Here is a 20,672-nt window from a genome sequence, read left to right on the forward strand (position 1 = left end):
TCCTCCCCCGTTCAGTTCGGATTGCCGTCCGTCGGCTGCTCCGTATTGCCGCCAACAGCCGGGGGGAGTTCGAAGTGCATGGTCTCGCGGGTGATCTCGTGTTCCTCGACGGAGACCGGCCCGAACTCGGCCAACGCGGTCGCGACCTCCGTGACCAGTTCGGGCGGGGCCGAAGCGCCGGCCGTGAGCCCTATGGTGCGCACTCCCTCGAGCCATTCAGGCCGGATGTCACGGGCACGGTCGATCAGTTCGGCCGGGGTGCCCTGGCGGCGCGAGAGCTCCACCAGGCGGACCGAGTTGGAGGAGTTCGCCGAGCCGACGACCAGGACGAGGTCGGCCTCCGCGACGATCGCGTTGAGCGCGTTCTGCCGGTTCGTGGTGGCGTAGCAGATGTCTTCGGACGCCGGCTCGTGCAGCAGCGGGAACCTCTCCCGCAGGGCGTCGATGACCTCGGCGGTCTCGTCGACCGCGAGAGTGGTCTGGGTGAGGTAGGAGACCTGCCGCGGATCGGCCGGTGACAGCTCTCGGACGTCATCGACCGTCGAGACCAGCACCATGGAGTCCGGCGCTTCACCGAGGGTTCCCTCGACCTCCTCGTGCCCGGCGTGACCGACGAGCACGACCGTGTCGCCCCGGGCCGCAAAGCGGCGGGCCTTTGCATGGACCTTGGCGACTAGGGGGCAGGTTCCGTCGATGACGTCGAGACCACGGCGAGCCGCCTCCTCACGCACGGCAGGGGAGACCCCGTGCGCGGAGAACACCACCGTCGCACCGTCGGGCACCTCGTCCAGTTCTTCGACGAAGATCGCGCCCCGCCGTGCGAGGTCGTCGACAACGGAGACGTTGTGCACGATCTCCTTGCGAACGTAGACCGGAGCGCCGCGCGATTCCAGAACTCGCTCGACGATCTCGATGGCACGCTCGACACCTGCACAGAAGGACCGAGGACCAGCCAGCAGGATGCGACGTGCGCCGCCGTTCTTCACATGCTCGTCCGAGCTCACGTTTGCCATGCCCGGGAGAGTAGGGAGGGAAAGGTCATCCGCTCAATGACGGTTTCCACTTTCCAGAACGGTCGATGCCGCAGGCGCGACCGGGATCATGTCCACGGGAATCGGCGCGACACACCTGACGCGGTCGCAAAGGAACACCTCGCATGGTTCCAAAAGGGCCCGATCACATGGTTCTACGGGACAGCAGCCTTCGTCGATCTTGAGCTCGCCGCCCGAGCTCAGGTAGTCATGAGCCAGTTGTGCGCTTCAGCGACGGGAGCATCGCGGTGAACGTTGGACGGAATTCTCGGGAGCTGCACCGTGGAGCAGCCGCCGGTGAAGTGGTTGAGATGAACGCGACCGGATCCGCGGGAGGCCCTCTGCGGAAAGTGCTCGCCGTGCTCGAGGCACTGGCCGGGGCATCGAGGCCGTTGACCCTGTCAGAGTTGTCACGGCTGGTCAACTTGCCGAAATCGACGCTGCACCGCCTGATGCGGGTTCTGACCGATCTTCGTCTCACCGTCCGGATGGAGTCGAAGTACTACGCGCTCGGGGATTACCTGTTCCAATTGGGAGCCACGAGCGGTCTGGCCAGGGCGCAGAGCTTCAGTTACACGATCACTCCCTTCCTGATCGAGTTGTTCCAGCTCACTCACAAGATTGTCAGCGTAGCCATGCTTTCGAGTACGAAGGTCCAACACGTCGGGACCCTCTACGGCCAGGAGCACGTCCGGCTCGCGATGGCGTTACGACACCCCTTCCCGGCGCACTGCTCGGCGGCAGGCAAGCTTTTGCTCGCGAAGAGCATGCGAAATCCGTCGGACTTCTATGGCACCACACCGGTCGCGGATACGCGGTGGACCGTCCGCAGGGCGGACACGATGCGGCGTGAGTTCGAGCGGATCCGACGAACCGGACTGTCCTATGCGAGGAGTGAGTACATACCCGGACTCGTCGAGGTGGCAGCTCCGGTCCACCTCGGAAAGGCCCACCCGGTGGCCGCGATCGTGGTGGGCGACACCGTGAACATGGACCTGCGCAGCGTGGGGCGCGTTCTGCTCGATACCGTCGGCACCATCGAAGAGAACCTGGCCGGGGCGTGCTGACGGTTCGTCGAAGCATGCAGGCGGCGACGGGCCGACGACCTGCGCGGCCGACGTTCCCGGCCGTCGGCCAGCCGCTACAGCCGACCCCGGCGCCGCCCCTGACCGATGGTCAAGGGAAAGGCACAACGACCCCGCCCTCCCCCTGCACGCCGACAGCGCCCCGTGGGCTACTTTCGCAAATTGGATAAGGGTCCCTCCAGCACGACAGCGCGGCCTTCCGAACCAATTGACCAGTTGTCAACTATCCCCAAACTGGCTAGATAGAGCGTCCGTCAGCGGCCCCACCAGGGCGACTCCAACTGGCCCCAGTTCGCGGATGATTTGTGAAGATCAGGCGTTGCGAGGTGGCTCCGGAGGCGGGGCTTGATTTAGGACCGACGGGCCCCGAGAACGGCACTGGGACTGGCGCGGCTGTCACCGCGCGAGTCCCGGCCCTTTGTCAGCGGGAGCAGATCACGGTGACGAGGGTGAAGGAGGCGAAGAATGGTCCCTCGGAGAGCGAGGTGAACCACCGACGGCCGCGTGCTTCGTCGATGTGACCGTCTTGGATGGCCTGGTGCATGTTGCGGCCGAGTCCCAGGGTGTGATCCGCGTCCTGGAAGTCGAGGAAGACCGGCGTCGTGGCCCTCACCGTCTCGACGACGAAGCCTGCCTGTTCCGCGTGACGGGCGAGGCTGCGGCCGATGGTGGCGTGACGGACCGCTTCCGACGTGGTGTAACGGGTGAACGCGCGGCTTGTGTCGAGATCCTCCGCATCGACGACCAGGGTGTCCCAGTCCGGCTCAGCCAGAGCTATCCGCGCCCCCGGCTGGGTGGCCAGGTGGAGTTGTGCCGGCACACCGGTCGGCTCGGCGACATGCATGAGAACCCGGTCGATCTTGGCCCGGTCCACCGTGCCGGGCTCGACGGGGAGGGCGTGGGCGTCTGCCTCGCGGATCTGGACTGCAGGCAGGTCGCTGGTGCGTCGGCGGGCCTCGGCCAGCATCGCCGGGTCGCGGTCCACGCCGATTACCGTGCCGCTCGCGCCGACGCGTTCCGCCAGTGTCGGAAGGTCCGTGCCCGGGCCGCATCCCACGTCGAGCGCAATCTGGCCTGGCTGGATGTCCAGCAACTCCATCAACTCCTGCTTGTAGCCGCGGCCGGCGGGGCTGGCCGCGGTTCGCAGCATGTAGGCAGCCGGGTCAGGTCGGGACGCGCCGAGAGTTGTTGACATGCGGGAAAGTGAAACAGGGTCCAGGAGTTGAAGCAGCACCGTCCGAGGACAGGCTTCTATTTGGTGCCGTTGTTCTTGGCCCTGGTGCGGGCCAGGCGGTAGGACTCCGTGCCGGTCTCGATAAGAGTGGCGTTGAAGGTGAGCCGGTCGACGATCGCCGCGCAGAGCCGCGGATCGGTGAAGGTCTTGCTCCAGCCCGTGAACGCCTCGTTGGAGGCGATCGCGATGCTGTTCTTCTCCTCCCGCTCGGTGAGAACCTGGAAGAGCATCTCGGCGCCGCGGCGGTCGAGTTCGAGGTAGCCGAGCTCGTCGATTTCGAGCAGGTCGACGCGTCCGTAGCGGGCGATGGTCTTGCCGAGTTGTTGTCGTCGGCGGCATCGACGAGCTCGTTCACCAGGCTGTCTGCGGTGGTGTAGCGGACGCGGTGGCCAGCCATGGCGGCCGCAGTGCCCAGGGCGATCAGTAGGTGGGACTTGCCCGTGCCGGAGTCCCCGATCAGACACAGCGGGTAGCCCTTGGTGATCCAGTCGCAGGTGGCGAGGTTGTGGAGGACGGCCGGATCGACGTTGGGGTTGGCGCTGTAGTCGAAGTCGCGCAGGGACTTCTCGCGGGGGAAGTGGGCGGCCCGGATGCGGCGTTCGGCCCGGCGGCGGTCGCGGTCCTCGCACTCGGCCATCAGCAGCTCGGCGAGGAAGCCCGCGTAGGAGAGCCCTTCGCGTTCGGCGCGGGCGATGGTGTCGGCGGCCTGGGCCCGCATGGTGGGCAGCCTCAGCATGCGGCAGGCGGTGTCGATCGCGGCGTCGGACGCCTGGGCGGTGAGCGCGTGATGGGCGGCAGTCATGGCGAATCCTTCCGGCGAAGCTGGAGCAGTTCGTCCCACTGCTCCAAGCGGGGCAGCGGGCGGACGTCTTCGGGCAGCGGCTTGGCCAGGCGGCGCGGGGTGAGGTGGCTGACCTGCGGCAGCTGCGGGCCGGGCGGCTCGGTCTGGTCCGGCGGCGCCGGGTCCGCGGTCACGGTAAAGGTGCCCTCGGCGCGGGCCTGGTGCAACGCCTCAGAGCGGTCCAGGGCGCCGGGCTTGCGCAGCAGCACTTCCAGGTAGTGGTCGAGGACCAAGTGCTCCAAGCCGCGGCCGGCGAGCCTGGCAGAGCCTGGCATGGCGGGCGATCTCGCGGCGGTTGTCGAACACGACGAGCGTGTCGCCGGTCAGGTGGACGGTGACCTTGCGGTCGATGAAGCGGACCGGGACGGAGTACGAGCACATCTTGACGGTGATCCTGCTGTAGCGGTCGACCCGCGGCTGGAAGGTCATCGCCGTCTCGAACGGATCCGGCGGCAAAGGGAGCAGGTGTGGCGCCTCCCGGGCGAAGTCCTGCCCGATCGTGCGGATCCGTGAGCCGATGCGACTCTCCAGCTCACGCTCCTCGAACACGGTGATCTGCTGGTTGAGATCCCCCAGCGTCACCGCTCGCGGGACCGGGGTGAGGTAGTTGCGCCGGAAATAGCCGACCGGGCCCTCCACTCCGCCCTTCTCGTGGGCGCCGCGCAGTCCCGGCTCGCAATAGAACGGACTGAACCCGTAGAACTCGCGCAGGGCGGTCCACTTCGGATTCTCCTCCCGCAGCCGACTGCGGAAGATGACCTTGCGAACGTCCGGGGTGAGGTTGTCGTAGCGGACCTGCCCCGCCGACACCCCTCTAATTTGCGGGTCTCGATGTCAAGCCACCGACCTCGCTGAGGGCGAGGCTCATTAGAACAATTGTGTCGAGGAGCCCGGCTGGGCCGATCTAGGGTCGGCGCCATGGTCTCCATGAAGCTCTTCGACTCCGAACGCCGCGTCATCGAGGCTGCGGAACGGCTCGCTGCTGCCCTCGGCAGCGACCCGAACCACACCGTAGCCGCAGCGGCGATGGACACGGCCGGCAGGATCCATGAGGCGGTCAACGTCTACCACTTCACCGGCGGACCGTGCGCCGAACTCGTCGTCCTCGGTGCCGCCGCAGCAGCGGGAGCCGGCCCGCTCGTCATAATCGCCGCCGCGGGAGATCAGGGTCGCGGCCTGATCCCGCCGTGCGGCCGCTGCCGCCAATCCCTTCTCGACCTCCATCCCGACGTCTTCGTTGCCGTACCGACCGACGACGGGCCGACACTGCGCCCAATTCGGAAGCTTCTGCCGGACACCTACTTCTTCCCCGATGCGGATGCGCGTCGAATTGTTCGGTTCAACAAGCGCTACTACGAGGCCATCGCCACCGCGCGGAAGACCTCCACCGTCCGCTACGACGATCCGATCGCGCCGGGTCCCGCAATCTTCCTCTTCGAGGACGACGAAGCCCACCGCACGTTGAACGGCACCGTCACCGGCGTCCAACGCCACCGGCTCGATCGCCTCACGGCCGCACAAGCTCGGCTCGATGGCTTCACGAGCATCGACCAGCTCAAGAAGGGCCTCCAGGGCCACTATCCCGGCCTGCCCTCCGATGCCGAAGTCGACTTTGTGACGTTTACGGTCGAAGCGCCTGACGCCGTGGAGTGATGCAGCGTGGATAGCTCCATGCCCGATGGGATCGCAGTGCGGACGCCTTGCGATCCCATCGGGCGCCCTTTTGTGATATCGGCGTCACATCTACAGCTGGCCGGAACGTTCATGTTGAATGGGCCCGTCAGGACGCTTCTCCATCGAGTCGGCTGAGGAGTCCGTTGAAGATCTGCTCGCGTGTGACTTGTCCCTTCGCTGCCGCGTCGTCTCGTTGGCGTTCGAGGGTGGGCCGGAACTCGATCGTGGTGACGAAGAACGTGCAAGATTCACAGATCGACTCGAAGTGGCAGTCCATCTCTATGGGGCGGGCGCAGTAGCCGTTGCCAAGCATCCGGCGATGCATCTCCCGGCGAAGCTTGGCCATCTCCGAGCCCTCGGCATCGGCAGGCAGCTGGCGCGGGGCATCGTAGAGTGCCTCGACCTTCTCCGAGACGGCGAAGTACTCGTCGGCAACGGTCCGGTCAGCGATCCGCGCGTAAACACGTGTCATGGACAACGATTTGTGTCCGAGAAGTGCGGCGATGGCCTCCAGGGACATGCCCCGGTTGATCGCTTGAGTGGCCAGAGTATGGCGCAGCTGGTGCGGGGTGACCCTGCCCAGTCCGGCCCGCTCGGCGGCCTTGCGGACTGCGGCCTCGATGCGGGAGGCGTTGACCGGGCGGCCGTGGTCGGTGAACAGCAGGTTCGAGCGCAGGCCCTCGGGGCGGTGCAGCAGCCAGTCGTCCAGCAGCCTCTTGAGCTGCGGATGCAGGGGAACGTAGCGGTCGGTGTGCATCTTGCCGACCGGGACACGGAGCCAGTAGGCGGAGCCGATCTGCACGACCGCGTCGATGGTGAGGCCGAGCATCTCGCTGCGTCGCATCCCAGTGCGGGCGAGAATTTCGATGGCCAGGCGGGCGAACGGGTCGAGGTCCCGTCTGGCGGCGGACAGCAGTTTGGCGGCCGCGGCGTCGTCGAGGAAGCGTGGCAGTGGTTCGTCCGCTATCGGGAAGTCGCTGTCGAACACCAGCTGGCGGGGTGACCGGTCGGCGGTGTCCCATTCGTCGAGGCGGCGGAGAAAGCCGCGGAGTTTGCTCAGGCGGTCGCGGACGGTGTGCCGGTGCAGCGGGCCTCCGCGGGCAGCCGGCCGCTCCAGCAGCCACTGTCGGTAGCGTTCGACGTGTCGCCGCTTGAGCTCGGCGACGCAGCTGACGGCCGCGTCTTCGGCGGCGACCCGCAGGGCGAACTCTCGCAGGGTCAGCTCGGCGTTCTTCACGGTGCCCGGCCGCAGCGTCCCGGCGATCTGCTGCAGATAGTGCTGCATCGTCTCCGCCATCCTGGCCGGTACGCGGGCCCATTCACGGGCTCGCATGTCGGCCCGGTCCGGGGTGCGTCGGCGCGGGAGCTGGTCGGTCAACTCGCAGTGGAACAGGGTGGCTTCGAGGTTGAACAGGGCGGTCGACAGAGCCTTGACGCCGCGGTTGGGGATGCTGCGTGCCGCGTCCAGCAGGAGGCGGCGTCCCTCGTCCCAGTCGCGTTGCTGCAGTTCGTGGGGCTGGTTGCCGAACAGCGCCACGAAGTGACCCAGCAGGTTGAACTGGGTCATGGCCACTGTGTCGCGAAAGCCGAGTGTGCGGGCGGTCTCCATGAACCGCAGGTGCAGTTCCGGCTCCGTGCGGGCGAGTACGATCCCCAGTCGCGGGCGCCGTGCGACCAGGTAGTCCGCGCCCGGCTGCATCCGTCCCGTGACCGCAAGCCAGCTGATGAACCGGTGGGTCTCGTGGTTGAAGGCGAGCTGCCGTTCCAGTGGCAGGCGACAGAAGTCGGTCAGGTCAGGCACTGCGGCAAGCAGTGCCCGCGCGCCCCAGCGGACCTTGTGGTCGGTGTTCATTCCCTGCGCGGCCCGGTGGGCGAGGTAGAACTCGACCAGGTCCGGGCGCACGATCGGCAGGGCCGCGGCGCGGGCGGTAGTCCGGCTCGTCTTCGGACGCCGTCGAGGATCTCGTCGAGGCCGTCGGCGGAGAGCGGCCGACCCCGGGTCGGCCCGCGCAACACCACGAACAGCTGGTCGTGCTCGACCGGCGGACGCTCACGGTCCAGGTAGTCGCCGACCGCGCTGAAGAACTGCGCGGAGACGGATATCAGGCGCTGGTGGCCGCCCTTGCCCTCGCTGATGAAGACCCGACGCTCGCCCGGTGAGAGGTCACCCAGGCGCAGGCCGAGGACCTCGCAGCGGCGCAGCCCGCCCAACAGCATCGCCAGGATCATCGCCCTGTCCCGTGCAGTGTTCAGGGCGCCGAGGACCGTCTCGACCTCGCTCGGCCAGAGGACGCGTGGGAGGGTGCGAGGCGTGCGCAGCAGAGGTGCCCCGCGGGTGCCGCTGCGGCGGCGGTTTGCCAGTCCCGTCGGCACCGGGTTGCGGTCGACAGCGAGGTCGTCGCGGGTCATCAGGTAGCCGAACAGCCCGGAGATGCTGGCGAGCCGACGCTTGATGGTCCGGGCTGAGAGTCCGGTTTCGCCGTCTTCGAGCCGGACGACCTTCGGGCCTTGACGCGGCTTCTTCTGCGCGGTGATGAACGCGAAGATGTCCGCGGTGACGACGTCGGCCGGCTCCTTGGGCACCACCGAGAAGAAGACCTTCAAGTCGAAGGCGGTGGCCAGCAGGGTGTTCGGCCTGCAGCGGGCCGCCACGAACTCCAGGTAGTCGTCGACCAGGACGTGCCCGAGCGATGCAGCAGGGTTGCCCGCAGCATCGACACGTCGCACCAACTGCGGCTGCCAGGCCATCTGAGCTCCTCGACGGGAGCGACCATCCTGACGGGCAACACGAGATCGAGGAAGAGTTATCACCCACATAACCGCCAAGCACGGACAGCGCGTGCACGTGCCCTTCGAAGAACGCCTGCTGCCCGCAAGAGCGGGAGATCCGGTGCACCGCCCGGCCCGAGTAGGCCAGGCGGAAGGCAAACAGATAGCACTTCACCCGCTGCCCGGCGAGGTCGACCCATACCTCTCCGAAGTCCACCTCGGCGTCCGCCCCGGGAGCGTTGTGCCGGATCAGGTAGCCCTCGACCGGCACCCCGCCCTCCTCGGCGATCGCCCGGCGGCGGGCGGTGACGAAGTCCCGCACCGTGGTGTACGGAAGCGTGACCCCGAACTCCTCCTCCAGCCGCGTACCGACCCGCTTCGCGGTGCCCAGCGGCGATGCTCTGCGCCAGGTCGGATGCGAGAGGACACCGGTGACCGTGTGTGATCTCCAGCGGCGTATCGGCTCCACGTCCCACCGGTCTGGTTGCGCAGGCGGGTGGTGGTCTTGTTGTGGTAGCCGAGAGCGTCCGCGACGACGGGGGCAGGCATCTCCAAGACGCGAGCTCACCAGAATCAGACCCCGTTTCTGCGTCTCAAGGAAGGTGCCTCGTTCGGGTGGTTATCTCACTGAACCTGCCCCGCTGGCGCTTTCGTGGTCCCTAACGCCGTACATCTGCGACGTGGCGGGAGTGCGCGATGGGCTCGGCAGCGCTGAGGGTGGATCGTTCGGGCAGACCAGGAGCTGGCTACGGGGTGGAGTTCGCTGTTCCGTCCGAGGGGCGGATGGCGGGTTCTCTCGCTGATCACTGGGGCGTCTGGTTCGAGGACGCTGCCCCGCCAGGTCGTTCCACTCCGCCAAGGCGTCTCGGAGTTACCCGGGTCTGTACTGGTCGGCGACCGTGAACCGGCACGTGGGCTACGAGTCATGGCTGGAGCGGGATCACCTCAGGCTTCTGGGCTTCGACCGGCGGATCGGCGGGGTCTCGTCACAGCCGTTCCGGATGAGCTGGCTGCAGGGAGGAGTCGTGCGGCGGCACACACCGGACTTCTTCGCCCATGGTGTCGACGGCACCGGGATCGTGATCGACGTGCGGGCCGATGACCGGATCGAGGAGAGGGACGCCGCTGCCTTCGCGGCAACCGCGACGGTCTGCTCCGAAGTGAGCTGGGAGTTCCGGCGGGTTGGGTTCCAGATCCAGTGTTCATGGCGAACGTGCGGTGGTTGGCGGGCTACCGCCAACCACGGATCCACCGGGCCGAGGTGGGCCGTCGTCTGGTGGAGGTGTTCGCCGCTCCGACCGGCCTGCTGCACGGTGCCGCCCAGGCGGGGCCTCAGATCGGGGTACTGCCGGTGCTCTTCCACCTGTTGTGGTCCGGGGCCTCTGGCCGGGACGCTGGTCCACCTGGCCGACGAAACGCAACCGGGCCAGCGCGGTCAGCCTCCCAGATCTGCTGCTGCGGGCAGATGTCGAGTCCGGCCCCGCACCCTCGCTCCCGCGCCTGCCACCCGGGACGGCCCCCGGCGCCCGGCCGTCGGACCAGTACGACCCGGCGACGCGCTCACTGACCGAGCGGGAGGAGGCCAAGGCCGCCGAGTTGATCGGCTCACGACACCCCGGAGTCAGCTCCGGCACGATCCGGCGCAAGCGCCTGCGCTACCAGGCTCAGGGGGTGGCGGGCCTCGTCGATGGTCGGGCCGACCGAGCACGTCCGCCCACAGGCCACACGGACTCAAGAGTGGTCGACGTCCTGCAGCGCGTCCTTGCCGCCGAGGATACGGTGCAAGGCCCCAGCCGCACGGTGGAGTTCTTCCGCTGGCAGGTCGAACAGATCCTGGAGAGCGAGTTCGGACCCAACGTGGTTCCGCTCCCGTCGCGCGCCACCTTCTACCGGCTGTTCCGCAAGCTGTCCGCAGGGCAGCACACAACGGGTTCGGCCCACACCCGCCGGTCACTGGCCGGCCGTCCGGAGGGGCCGTTCGGGCAGGTCACTCCAGTGTGTCCAGGCGAGTTGATGCAGATCGACTCCACTCCGCTGGATGTGCTCGTGCGCTGGACAACGGCACGCCGGGGCGGGTGGACCTCACAGCCGTGATCGATGTCGCGACGCGGACTGTGACCGCGGCAGCGCTGCGGCCGGCGACGAAGTCGGTCGACGCTTCGCTGCTGCTGGCCCGCACGTCACCCCGGAGCCGATGCGGCCGGGCTGGGCGGATGCTCTGCGGATGTCCCGGTCCGTACTGCCTTTCGTCCACCTGCACGATCGAGCGAATGATCGGGACGGTGGGGACACAGTTCCTGCAGTACGTTTCGGGCTACCTCGGCTCCTCGGTGGAGCGCCGGGGCCGGGACGCCGCCGCACAGCCGTTGTGGTCACTGCCTGAGCTGCAGGATCTGCTCGATGAATGGATCGTGGCCTGTTGGCAGAACCGTCCGCACGACGGCCTGCGCGATCCTGTCTCGCCTGGAAGGACGTTCAAGGTCCGCACCGACCCCTACGACGTGACACTTCGAGGTCGCCGGTGTCGGGCAGCTCCGCAGGCTGCTCCCCTTGCCCCTGGGAGAGCATGAGCAATGCCTCGAACAGCACCGCTCCCAGTCGGCATCACCCGCCATCCGACCGGCCCCTGGATCACTCAGCAAGCACGCAACTCCCTCACGGATCTCGGCAACCATGCCGAGACGATCAGATTCCTCATCCGGGACCGCGGGCGCCTCCTTCACCGACAGCTTCGACGCCGTCTTCCAGGCGATCGGTGTACACGTCATTCCGACACTGCCCCAGGTGCCCCGGATGCACGCCATCGCAGAAGGTGAGCGCGGCGGCCGCCGCGAAGTCGAACAGCCGGTGACCGCGGCGTCCGGGGAGGCGAGGACAGAGGAAGCGGGTCATGCCGACGCCGGCGCCGTTCAGCACTACGAAACGCAGGGCAGCCCGGTGTCTCGCCCGGTCCAGGAGGCCGCACCCAGTCCGCGTACCACCTCCCGCTCCACGGTGGGGATGGACTCGAGGTCCACGGAGTCAGCGCGGATGCCCCGTGCCTCCCACGCTCCCGTGCCGTCGGCACGGTAGTCGATCAGCGATTCGGTGGCGTCGCGCGTGCTGCCACAGACCAGGATCTGGCCGACGGGGGCACGCGACAGCAAGGATGTGCACCCCTCGAGCAGCGCGCCGGTGATGGCGGCTGGGGCGCCGTCCGAGTCGGTCGTTCGATAGTGCACCGATGCCTCGCCGGCGGCGACCGCCGCACGGAAGGACAGCACCGGGCCGACGGCGGAGGACTGCCCAAACGGCCCATGCGGAGCGTCGAGGCCCTCACGTATCGCCAGCGCGGCGAGCACCGCGCGCTCGGCGTCGTCCATGCGCTCCCCGCCCGAGTCGAACACCGCCATGGCGATCGACCCTATGCCCGCCGTGACAGTGCCGCCGAAGTGCTGAATGGTCTCCTCGATCCAGCACGAGGCGCGCTCGAGCGTCTCGTCGATGTCTTCGGCATCGATGGCGCCCCCGGCGTGGATGTCACCGGCCTCCGCCGCGAGCTGTGCGCGGACCAGGAGCACGTTGACCTTTCTGCGCCGGACCGGTCTGGCCTGCCGCGCGGGCACGGTGGCCGGCTCCTCACCCGCCCGGACGGGCCGTCCGCTCTCGTTCACGGCCTCCGGCCGGCGCGGAGCCACCACAGCGCCGGAGACCGTCGGGCCGCCCTCCGCGATCCGTCGCGCGGACTCGGCACGGCCGGTGAGGGTCACGACCCGGCGGGGCCCACCACGGACGGCCGCCCCCTGAGGCAGATTCAGCGACGGGTCCTGGGTCAGGATCGCCTGCTGGAGCATCTGCAGATCGCGGCCGGGCTCCAGGCCCAGATCGCCCACCAGCATGCGCCGTACCCGGCTGTACACGTTCAGAGCGTCGGCCTGCCTGCCGCTGCGGTACAGAGCGGTCATCAGCTGCCCGCACGAGCGCTCCCGCAGCGCCGTTTTCTCGACCATGGCCTCCAGTTCACCGAGCACCGCGCTGTGCCGGCCGCATGCCAGTTCCGCCTCGAAGTAGTCCTCCATCACGTCCAGCCGGGCGTTCTGCACAGCGGACAGCTCGGGCCAGGCGATGCCTGCCTCGGCCAGGTCCGCGAGTACCGGCCCGCGCCAGAGCGCCAGGGCGTCCCGCAGAAGCAGCGCCGCCTCTTGCGGTGCTCCTTCCGCGAGTTTCGCCCGCCCCGTCTCGACCATGCGCTGGAAGCGGTACAGATCGACGTCGTCGGGGTCGACGGTCAGTCTGTAGCCGGGGGGCTGTGTCACCAGGGTGGCCCCCGTGCCGCCCTGCTTCGATGGCAGGGCTCGCCGCAGGCCCCATATGGCGTTCTGCAAGATCTTGCGCGCCGATATGGGGGCGTCGTCCATGGGCCACAGGGCGTTGAGGAGCTGGCTGGTCGCGACAACGCGGTTCATCCGCAGAAGCAGATATCCGAGTGTCGCCCGCTGCTTGGTCCCGCCGAGTGCCACGGGGCGGCCGTTGTCCAATGATTCCAGTGGTCCGAGTATCCAGAATTGCACAGTTACCTCCAACTACTTGTAACTCTTCGGAGGTCTGGTTCCCCCGCACGCCTCCCGGCCCGGGCGCACCTGCAGCATTCGCCGAGGATGGGCACCGATGGGCACGGCGAGACGGACGAATATTGATGGGTTTGCTCGTCGCTAAGGCGACTCAGGTGTTCCAGAGGGAGAACGTGCCTTGACCGTAAGCGGTTCAACTTCGCTGAAGGAAGTACTTACTTTTTGGCGAGTGCTTACCGTCAGGTAAGTGCTCGCCCGCCCTGGCCCACGCCCAGCGACCTGCAAAAACGAGTCTCCCAGGCGCATCCGGAACATACGTCACTCACTTTGTTACCCGCAGGCGGCCAAAGGTTCGTAGCGGAAGCCTGGACGAAAGCCACGGACGTGGCCGTGCCCGAATCTCCCTCCGCCGGTTCCGGGAATTCTTAGACGACACGCCGATGTGACTGAAATTAATTCACGGCAATGGCCGAATGCAACCTGCCGAGGACGCTCAATTCCACAGCACGCCGCATCGAACACAGAGCCGGAATCCATGATTCGGGCACCCACGGAACGTGATTCGGGCATCCATGGGACGTGATTCGGGCATCACATGGAAGCCCGCGCCTCACCTGCGACTTCAATCACACACGGTGCCGACCGAGTCTCGGCGACAGTTCGCCGGCCGCCGTTTGGAGAACGACGTCGTCGCCGTACATGCCTGGGGCCGGGGCCCACGCCCCGGCCCCAGCCGCCGCACCGGTCAACGCCCTGCTTCGGGCAGCTCACGTTGACCGATCGATGGGATGTCCACGCCTCCGCGCGCAGCCCGTCACTCTCCGGAGAGGACCGATGAGTGCCCGAGACCCTCTGCGCGGCCTCGCCCGGCCCCGGGGGCGGGCGGGAAGTGTCCTGCCTGGACGAAGAACTCGACGTACTTCACGAAGAGTTCCCTGGTCAGCGGTGGGCATTCGATCCCGCTGCCGGCGAGTGCCGCCTCGGTTCCGCTCGTGTCCATGGCGGGGTAGAAGGCGTCCGTGTCGGACGTCATCATCTCGAACGCGTGGAGCAACGGCGCCATCGCGTTGTCGCGGTCCGATTTCACCGCATCGTTCCATGTGTCACGGTCCAGCGGCGTCAGCGGATAGCCGAGCGAGCGCAGGTATTCCACGCACCGCTCCAGGCTCAGGGAGTCGCGGTTGAACAGGTGGAAGGTGCCGCCGGCGGCCTCGGGACTGCGGGACAGGCCGAGGATCGCGGCGCTCACGTAGTCCACCGGCAGCAGGTGGAAGCGCCCGCCGACTCCGGCGGGTACGGCCCCGGCCTGCAGCATGCCCTTGAGGCTGAGCCAGACGAAGTCCCGCGTCTGGCAGGCCCCGTTGCGCTGGTCACCGGAGATCACGTCGACCCGGTGGACGGACACCGGAAGACCCCGTTCGCGCGCCAGGCCGACGAGTTGCTCCGCGACCCACTTGCTCTGCAGGTAACCGCTCGGAAGTGCCTCGGCGGGGCCCGTGGGGTCGGTGGCCCGCAGCGGCACACCCGGGGTCACCGGCCCGCTGAACACGCCGACGGTCGAGACGTAGTGAACGGGAACGGTGCGGTGGCGCGCCGCGAGCCGGAGGATCTCCTCGGTGCCGGACACGTTGGCCGCCTTCAGGGCCGTGTACGGACGCAGCCAGTGGACGGTGGCCCCCACGTGGTAGACGACGTCGGCCTTCCTGGCCAGCGCGTCGAAGTCCTCGGGGGTCAGGCCCAGACGCGGCCGGGAGAGGTCACCGACAATGACCGAGAGCCGGCCCGGGTCCACCTGGTCCTGGATGCGGTACCACTCCAGGTTCGCCCGGAGTCGTGCGGTCGCCTCCGCCCTGTCGGCCCCACGGACCAGGCAGTGCACGGTCGCCCGGGTGGTGCGCATCAGGTCGCGCAGGAGGAACGCGCCGAGGAACCCGCTCGCGCCGGTGAGCAGGATCTCCTCGGGGTCGTCGGCCGTACGGAAGATCTCCGCCGCCGGCCGGATGTCATCCGCGAGGCGGACCTCCGCCCGGAAGTCGACGGCGTGCTCGGTCGGGGCGGAGGAAGGGGAGCCCGCCGCTGCCTCAACTCCCGTCAGTTCGGCATGCACGTACGCGGCGAGGGCGGCCGGGGTGGGGTGGTCGAAGACGGCGGTGGCGGGCAGCCGGACGCCGGTCGCGGCATCCAGCCGGTTGCGGAGCTCCACCGCCGTCAGGGAGTCGAAGCCCAGCTGGGGGAAGGGACGGTCGGCGCTGATGCCGCGCGGGTCGGCGTGGCCGAGTACCCCGGCGGCCTCGGCCAGGAGCAGCTCGACCACTGCCTCCCGCTGCTTCTCCTCGGGCAGTACGGCCAGCCGCTGGGCCAGTGGTTCGGTGTCCTGGCCGGAGTTCCTGGCCGCGCGACGCGACGGAGTGCGTACGAGGCCGCTCAGGAGCGGCGGAATCCGCGGCTGTTCCCGGAGCGCGGCGAGGTCCATGGGGGTGGCGGTCAGCGCCGCCTGGTCCGTCCCCAGGGCAAGGTCCATCAGGGGTGGGCCCTGCTCCGGCTCGATGGGCAGGAAACCGCTGCGCGCGATGCGCTTGCGGTCGGTGGCGTCCAGGTGCGCGTTCATTCCGCCGTCCTGTGCCCACAGGCCCCAGGCGATCGAGGTCGCGGGCAGGCCGTGGGCGGCGCGGTGCTGGGCGAGCGCGTCCAGGAAGGCGTTGGCCGCCGCGTAGTTGGACTGGCCCGGGCCGCCGACCACGCCCGCGATGGAGGAGAACAGCACGAACGCTGACAGGTCCAGCTCACGGGTCAGCTCGTGCAGATGCCAGGCCGCATCGGCCTTCGGACGCAGCACCGCGTCCAGCCGCTCAGGGGTCTGGGCCGAGATGACGCCATCGTCCAGGACGCCGGCGGCGTGCACGACGCGGGTCAGCGGGTGCTCGGCCGGGATGTCCGCCAGAAGGGCGGCGAGCGCGTCGTGGTCGGCGACGTCGCACGCGGCGATCGTGACGTCCGCGCCGTACTTCTCGAGTTCCTCCCGCAGCCCGGCGGCACCCGCCGCCTGTTCGCCCCTCCTGCTGGTGAGCAGCAGACGGCGCACGCCGTGCCGCGTGACGAGGTGACGGGCGAACAGCGCGCCCAGGGCCCCGGTGCCTCCGGTGATGAGCACCGTGCCCCGGGTGTCCGGCCCCGGCTCGGGTGCCGCGCCGGCGCTGCCGGAGTCGGCGGAGTCGGCGGAGTCGGCGGAGTCGGCGGGTAGGGACCGCAGCCGGGGCACCAGCATCTTCCCGTCTCTCACCGCCACCTGGGGTTCTCCGGAGGCAAGGACCCTGGACAGCAGCGCACCGGAGACCCTCTCCCCGGCCACCGCGTCGCCGAGCACGATTCTGCCCGGGGCCTCGGACTGCGCCGAGCGCAGCAGGCCCCACACCGCGGCCGCCGCCAGATCCGTCACATCCTCCCCCGCCGGCGCCACCGCGCCACGGGTGACCAGCAGCAACGGGGTCCCGGCCAGCCGGTCGTCTGCCAGCCACTCCTGCACCAGTGCCAGGGCGCGGCGGCTGCCGGCGCGCAGCGAACCCGGGAGACCACCGTGAGTCTCGCCCGGCCAGGGAACGACCACGGCGTCGGGGCCCTTGCCGGATCCCACGGCTTCGGCCACTGCGGCAACATCGTCGAACCCGTCCGCATCGATGATGTCGCCGTCGAAGACGCCACGGGTCTCGCTGCCGAGGGCGCGCAGCACGGCCCAGCGCACCGGCTCCACAGGCCCCGGCTCGGGGAGCGCCGTCCAGCCGACCTGGAACAGCGAACCGGAGTGCCGGGCACGGGCGTTGGCGAGCTGACGGGCGGTGACCGGGCGGGTCGCCACTGAGTCGATCACGAGCACGGGCTCTCCGGCGGCGTCCGCCAGGAGCACCTCGGGCGCACCGTCGCCGCCAGGGGTCAGCCGGACTCGTACGGCCACAGCCCCCGTCGCGTGCAGGCGGACTCCTGTCCAAACATGGGCGAGCGAGGCCGCGACGCCGTTCTCTGGAGCCCCGTCGCCGGAAGACATGGTGTGAAGCGCCGCGTCGAGCAGCGCGGGGTGCAGACCGTATCCCGCCGCGTCGGCATGGACAGCCTCGGGCAGGCCGACCTCGGCGAACAGCGTCTGGCCGCGCCGCCACGCCGCGGTCACTCCTCGGAACGCGGGACCGTACGTCAGGCCGGCCCCGGCGAGTCGGTGGTAGACCTCCTCGACGTCCACCGATTCGGCGTCGGCGGGCGGCCATTGGCCGAGGCCAGGGATCCCACGAGCGTCCTGGCCCTGGACGTTCAGGTGGCCGTGTGCGTGCGGCGTCCACGGCCCCTGGGCGGTGTCGGGACGTGCGTGGACGGTGAAGGAACGCCGCCCGGAGTGGTCGGGCGCCTCCACTCGCACCTGGATGTGGACCGCGCCGTGCTTGGGCAGGACGAGAGGAGTGGTGAGAACGAGCTCTTCCAGTACGGTGCAGCCGAGTTCGTCTCCGGCCCGGATCGCCAGCTCCACCAGCGCGGAGGCCGGGACCACCGGCAGGTCCAGGACTGTGTGGTCGGCCAGCCACGGATGCGTACTCAGCGCCAGCCGACCGGTGAAGAGCACCTGTTCGGTGCCGGCGGCGCTGACCGCGGCGCCGAGCAGCGGATGGTCCGCAGGGCTCAGCCCGAGGTCGCCGGCGTCGGCGCTGCCCGTCGCGCCTGCCGCGGCCTCCAGCCAGTAGCGTTGGTGTTGGAAGGCGTAGGTGGGCAGGTCGGTACGGTGTGCTCCGCTGCCCGCGAAGAAGCCGGCCCAGTCCACCGGCACTCCCCGCACATGCAACCGCCCCAGCGCCGTGACCGCACCCTCAACCTCATCCCGGCCACGCGAGAGCACCGGAACCGCCGCCACACCCCCCGGATCCCGCACCGCACCAGCGACCAGAGCCGACAACACCCCCTCCGGACCCAACTCCAGGACCGTATCCACCCCCTGGTCCTCCAACGTGCGCACCGCATCGAAGAACCGCACCGGCCGCCGCACCTGACCAACCCAGTACTCCGCTGACCCCAACTCCTCCCCCGAAGCCAACCGGCCACTGACCGTCGACACCACCGGAATCCGCGCCGCCCGGTAGGAAACCCCCTCCGCCACCCGACGGAACTCCTCCAGCATCGGATCCATATGCGCGGAGTGGAAAGCATGCGAGACCGCCAGCCGCTTGGCCACCACACCCCCAGCCGCCAACCGCGACACCACCTCCCCCACCACACCCTCATCCCCCGAGAGCACCACCGCCGACGGACCATTGACCGCCGCCACCGACACCCCATCCCCCAACCCCGCCAACAGCGGAACAACCTCCCCCTCCGGCGCCCCCACCGCCACCATCACCCCACCACCGGGCAACCCCGCCATCAAACCCGCCCGCGCAGCCACCAAACGCACCGCATCCGACAGCGACACCACCCCCGCCACATACGCCGCCACCAACTCACCCAACGAATGCCCCGCCACAAAATCCGGCCGCACCCCCCAGGACTCCACCAACCGGAACAGCGCCACCTCCACCGCGAACAACCCCGGCTGCGCAAACCCCGTACCCTCCAACACCCCCGCATCCACCGAACCCGCAGCCGCAAACACCACCGACTTCAACGACCTGCCCAACAACGGCTCGAACTCCGCACACACCTCATCAAACGCACCCGCAAACACCGGGAACGACGCATACAACTCCCGCCCCATCCCCACACGCTGCGCACCCTGACCGGTAAACACCACACCCAACAAACCCCGGCCCCGCACCCCCCGCACCACACCCGGACCCACCCCACCCGAGGCCACCGAACGCAACCCCGCCACCAACTCCCCCCGATCACGCCCCACCACCACCGCACGCTCCTCCAACGCAGCACGCTCCGTCGCCAGCGAAAACCCCACATCCGCCACCGACGGCCCATCCACCCCCTCCACACCCGGGACCAACCGCCCCGCCTGACCCGCCAAACCCTCCACCGACCGAGCCGACACCACCCACGGCACCACCGAAAGACCCGCCCCCACCACCTCCACAGACGACTCCCCCACCACCGGAGCCCCCTCCACAATCACGTGAGCATTCGTACCGCTCACACCGAAAGCAGAGACCGCGGCTCGGCGCGGTGCTCCCGTTTCAGGCCAGGGGCGTGCTTCCGTAAGCAGTTCCACCGCGCCCGAGGACCAGTCGACTATTGGGGTCGGCTCGTTCACATGCAACGTCCGCGGCAACACCCCGTGCCGCATCGCCTCGATCATCTTGATCACGCCACCGACACCCGCCGCGGCGACGGTGTGCCCGATGTTTGACTTCAGCGAACCGAGATACAACGGCCGGTCCACCGGCCGGTCCTGGCCATACGTCGCCAGCAACGCCTGCGCCTCGATCGGATCGCCCAACGACGTACCCGTCCCATGCGCCTCCACCACATCAACCTCAGCCGCCGACAACCCCGCATCCACCAACGCCTGCCGGATCACCCGCTCCTGCGACGGACCATTCGGCGCCGTCAACCCATTCGACGCACCATCCTGATTCACCGCAGAACCCCGCAACACCGCCAACACCCGATGCCCACGACGCCGCGCATCCGACAACCGCTCCACCAACAACAACCCCACACCCTCCGACCACGACGTACCATCCGCCGCAGCCGCAAACGACTTACACCGACCATCCACCGCCAACCCACGCTGCCGGGAGAAGTCGATGAATCCGCCAGGCGTCGCCGTCACCGTGACTCCGCCCGCAAGCGCCATTGACGCCTCGCCCTGCCGCACCGACCGGGCAGCCAGATGAAGGGCGACCAGCGACGAGGAGCAAGCGGTGTCGACCGACAGCGCCGGACCCTCGAATCCGAAGGTGTAGGCAATCCGTCCCGAGGCGATGCTGCTGAGCTTGCTGGTCATGAGGTAGCCCTCGAACTCCTCGGGGCCGTGCAGCCCGTGATAGCTCTGCTCCACGACACCGACGAACACGCCTGTGCCGCTGCCCCTGAGGGAGACCGGGTCGATACCGGCCTGTTCGAAGGTTTCCCAGGCGGTCTCCAGCAGCAGCCGCTGCTGCGGGTCCATCGACAGCGCCTCACGCGGGGAGATACCGAAGAATTCCGCGTCGAACAGGGCTGCGCCATCGAGGAAGCCACCGTGACGGGTGTAGGAGGTGCCGGGCCGGTCCGGATCGGGGTCGTACAGCTTCTCCAGATCCCAGCCGCGGTCGGTGGGGAACTCCGAAATTCCGTCACGCTCGTCCATGACCAGCCGCCACAGCTCGTCAGGCGACGTCACTCCTCCGGGGAAACGGCAGGCCATACCGACAATCGCGACGGGCTCCCGGTCGGCCGCCTCCAGCTCCGCAAGCTTCCCGCGGGTCTTGTGCAGATCTGCGGTGACCCGCTTGAGGTATTCGACCAGCTTCTCTTCGTTGGACATGGGAAATCAGTCTCTCCATACGAGGGCGCAACAGGCGC

General features: G+C 68.6%; 11 protein-coding genes and 2 pseudogenes. 4 read left to right on the plus strand and 9 right to left on the minus strand.

Annotated features, from left to right (window positions below; genetic code table 11):
• Positions 1-11 precede the first annotated feature (11 nt).
• Positions 12-1,013, minus strand: coding sequence for a 4-hydroxy-3-methylbut-2-enyl diphosphate reductase (gene ispH, locus ACTWP8_RS08975; RefSeq protein WP_443321609.1), 1,002 nt, complete (start codon positions 1,011-1,013; stop codon positions 12-14).
• Between the two features lie 329 nt (positions 1,014-1,342).
• Here ispH and ACTWP8_RS08980 point away from each other — a divergent pair, with 329 nt between their 5' ends.
• A complete protein-coding gene (locus ACTWP8_RS08980) occupies positions 1,343-2,098 on the plus strand; it encodes an IclR family transcriptional regulator (RefSeq protein WP_443321661.1) in 756 nt (251 codons plus the stop codon).
• A gap of 439 nt (positions 2,099-2,537) precedes the next feature.
• Here the strand turns inward: ACTWP8_RS08980 and ACTWP8_RS08985 are convergent, their stop codons facing one another.
• The 4 genes and pseudogenes from ACTWP8_RS08985 to ACTWP8_RS09000 all read right to left on the minus strand — a co-directional run bounded on the left by ACTWP8_RS08985 (position 2,538) and on the right by ACTWP8_RS09000 (position 5,001).
• On the minus strand, positions 2,538-3,311 hold the full coding sequence (locus ACTWP8_RS08985) for a methyltransferase domain-containing protein (protein WP_443321610.1): 774 nt from the start codon (positions 3,309-3,311) through the stop codon (positions 2,538-2,540).
• A 56-nt stretch (positions 3,312-3,367) separates the two neighbouring features.
• Positions 3,368-4,152 (minus strand): annotated as a pseudogene (gene istB / locus ACTWP8_RS08990) (IS21-like element helper ATPase IstB).
• The gene (locus tag ACTWP8_RS08995; RefSeq protein WP_443321611.1) at positions 4,149-4,400 is read right to left on the minus strand and encodes a hypothetical protein; all 252 of its coding nucleotides are present in this window, start codon (positions 4,398-4,400) and stop codon (positions 4,149-4,151) included. Before ACTWP8_RS08995 ends, istB begins: the two are co-directional and overlap by 4 nt.
• Positions 4,363-5,001, minus strand: coding sequence for a Mu transposase domain-containing protein (locus ACTWP8_RS09000; protein ID WP_443321612.1), 639 nt, complete (start codon positions 4,999-5,001; stop codon positions 4,363-4,365). Before ACTWP8_RS09000 ends, ACTWP8_RS08995 begins: the two co-directional genes overlap by 38 nt.
• 108 nt (positions 5,002-5,109) lie before the next feature.
• Here ACTWP8_RS09000 and ACTWP8_RS09005 point away from each other — a divergent pair, with 108 nt between their 5' ends.
• Positions 5,110-5,844 carry an ASCH domain-containing protein gene (locus tag ACTWP8_RS09005; protein ID WP_443321613.1) on the plus strand — a complete coding sequence of 245 codons (735 nt, stop codon included), beginning with the start codon at positions 5,110-5,112 and terminating at the stop codon, positions 5,842-5,844.
• A gap of 127 nt (positions 5,845-5,971) precedes the next feature.
• On the opposite strand, the gene ACTWP8_RS09010 is transcribed toward ACTWP8_RS09005, so the two are convergent.
• Positions 5,972-7,768: a tyrosine-type recombinase/integrase gene (locus ACTWP8_RS09010; RefSeq protein WP_443321614.1), complete on the minus strand. Its 1,797-nt coding sequence runs from the start codon at positions 7,766-7,768 to the stop codon at positions 5,972-5,974.
• Positions 7,714-8,613, minus strand: coding sequence for a tyrosine-type recombinase/integrase (locus ACTWP8_RS09015; RefSeq protein ID WP_443321615.1), 900 nt, complete (start codon positions 8,611-8,613; stop codon positions 7,714-7,716). The genes ACTWP8_RS09010 and ACTWP8_RS09015 overlap by 55 nt, the downstream gene beginning before the upstream one ends.
• Before the next feature lie 902 nt (positions 8,614-9,515).
• Here ACTWP8_RS09015 and ACTWP8_RS09020 point away from each other — a divergent pair.
• A pseudogene (locus ACTWP8_RS09020) lies at positions 9,516-9,761 on the plus strand (TnsA-like heteromeric transposase endonuclease subunit); the annotation flags it as partial.
• Positions 9,762-10,002: 241 nt separating this feature from the next.
• Positions 10,003-10,728, plus strand: coding sequence for a hypothetical protein (locus tag ACTWP8_RS09025; RefSeq protein ID WP_443321616.1), 726 nt, complete (start codon positions 10,003-10,005; stop codon positions 10,726-10,728).
• An 821-nt stretch (positions 10,729-11,549) separates the two neighbouring features.
• Here the strand turns inward: ACTWP8_RS09025 and ACTWP8_RS09030 are convergent.
• Together ACTWP8_RS09030 and ACTWP8_RS09035 are read right to left on the minus strand one after the other, a co-directional pair.
• Positions 11,550-13,079 (minus strand): BTAD domain-containing putative transcriptional regulator, encoded by a 1,530-nt coding sequence (locus ACTWP8_RS09030; RefSeq protein WP_443321617.1) that lies wholly within the window; start codon positions 13,077-13,079, stop codon positions 11,550-11,552.
• 919 nt (positions 13,080-13,998) lie between these two features.
• Positions 13,999-20,634 (minus strand): type I polyketide synthase, encoded by a 6,636-nt coding sequence (locus ACTWP8_RS09035; protein ID WP_443321618.1) that lies wholly within the window; start codon positions 20,632-20,634, stop codon positions 13,999-14,001.
• Between the last annotated feature and the right edge of the window lie 38 nt (positions 20,635-20,672).

It is taken from the genome of Streptomyces sp. 7N604, from assembly GCF_052245475.1.
Lineage (GTDB): Bacteria > Actinomycetota > Actinomycetes > Streptomycetales > Streptomycetaceae > Streptomyces.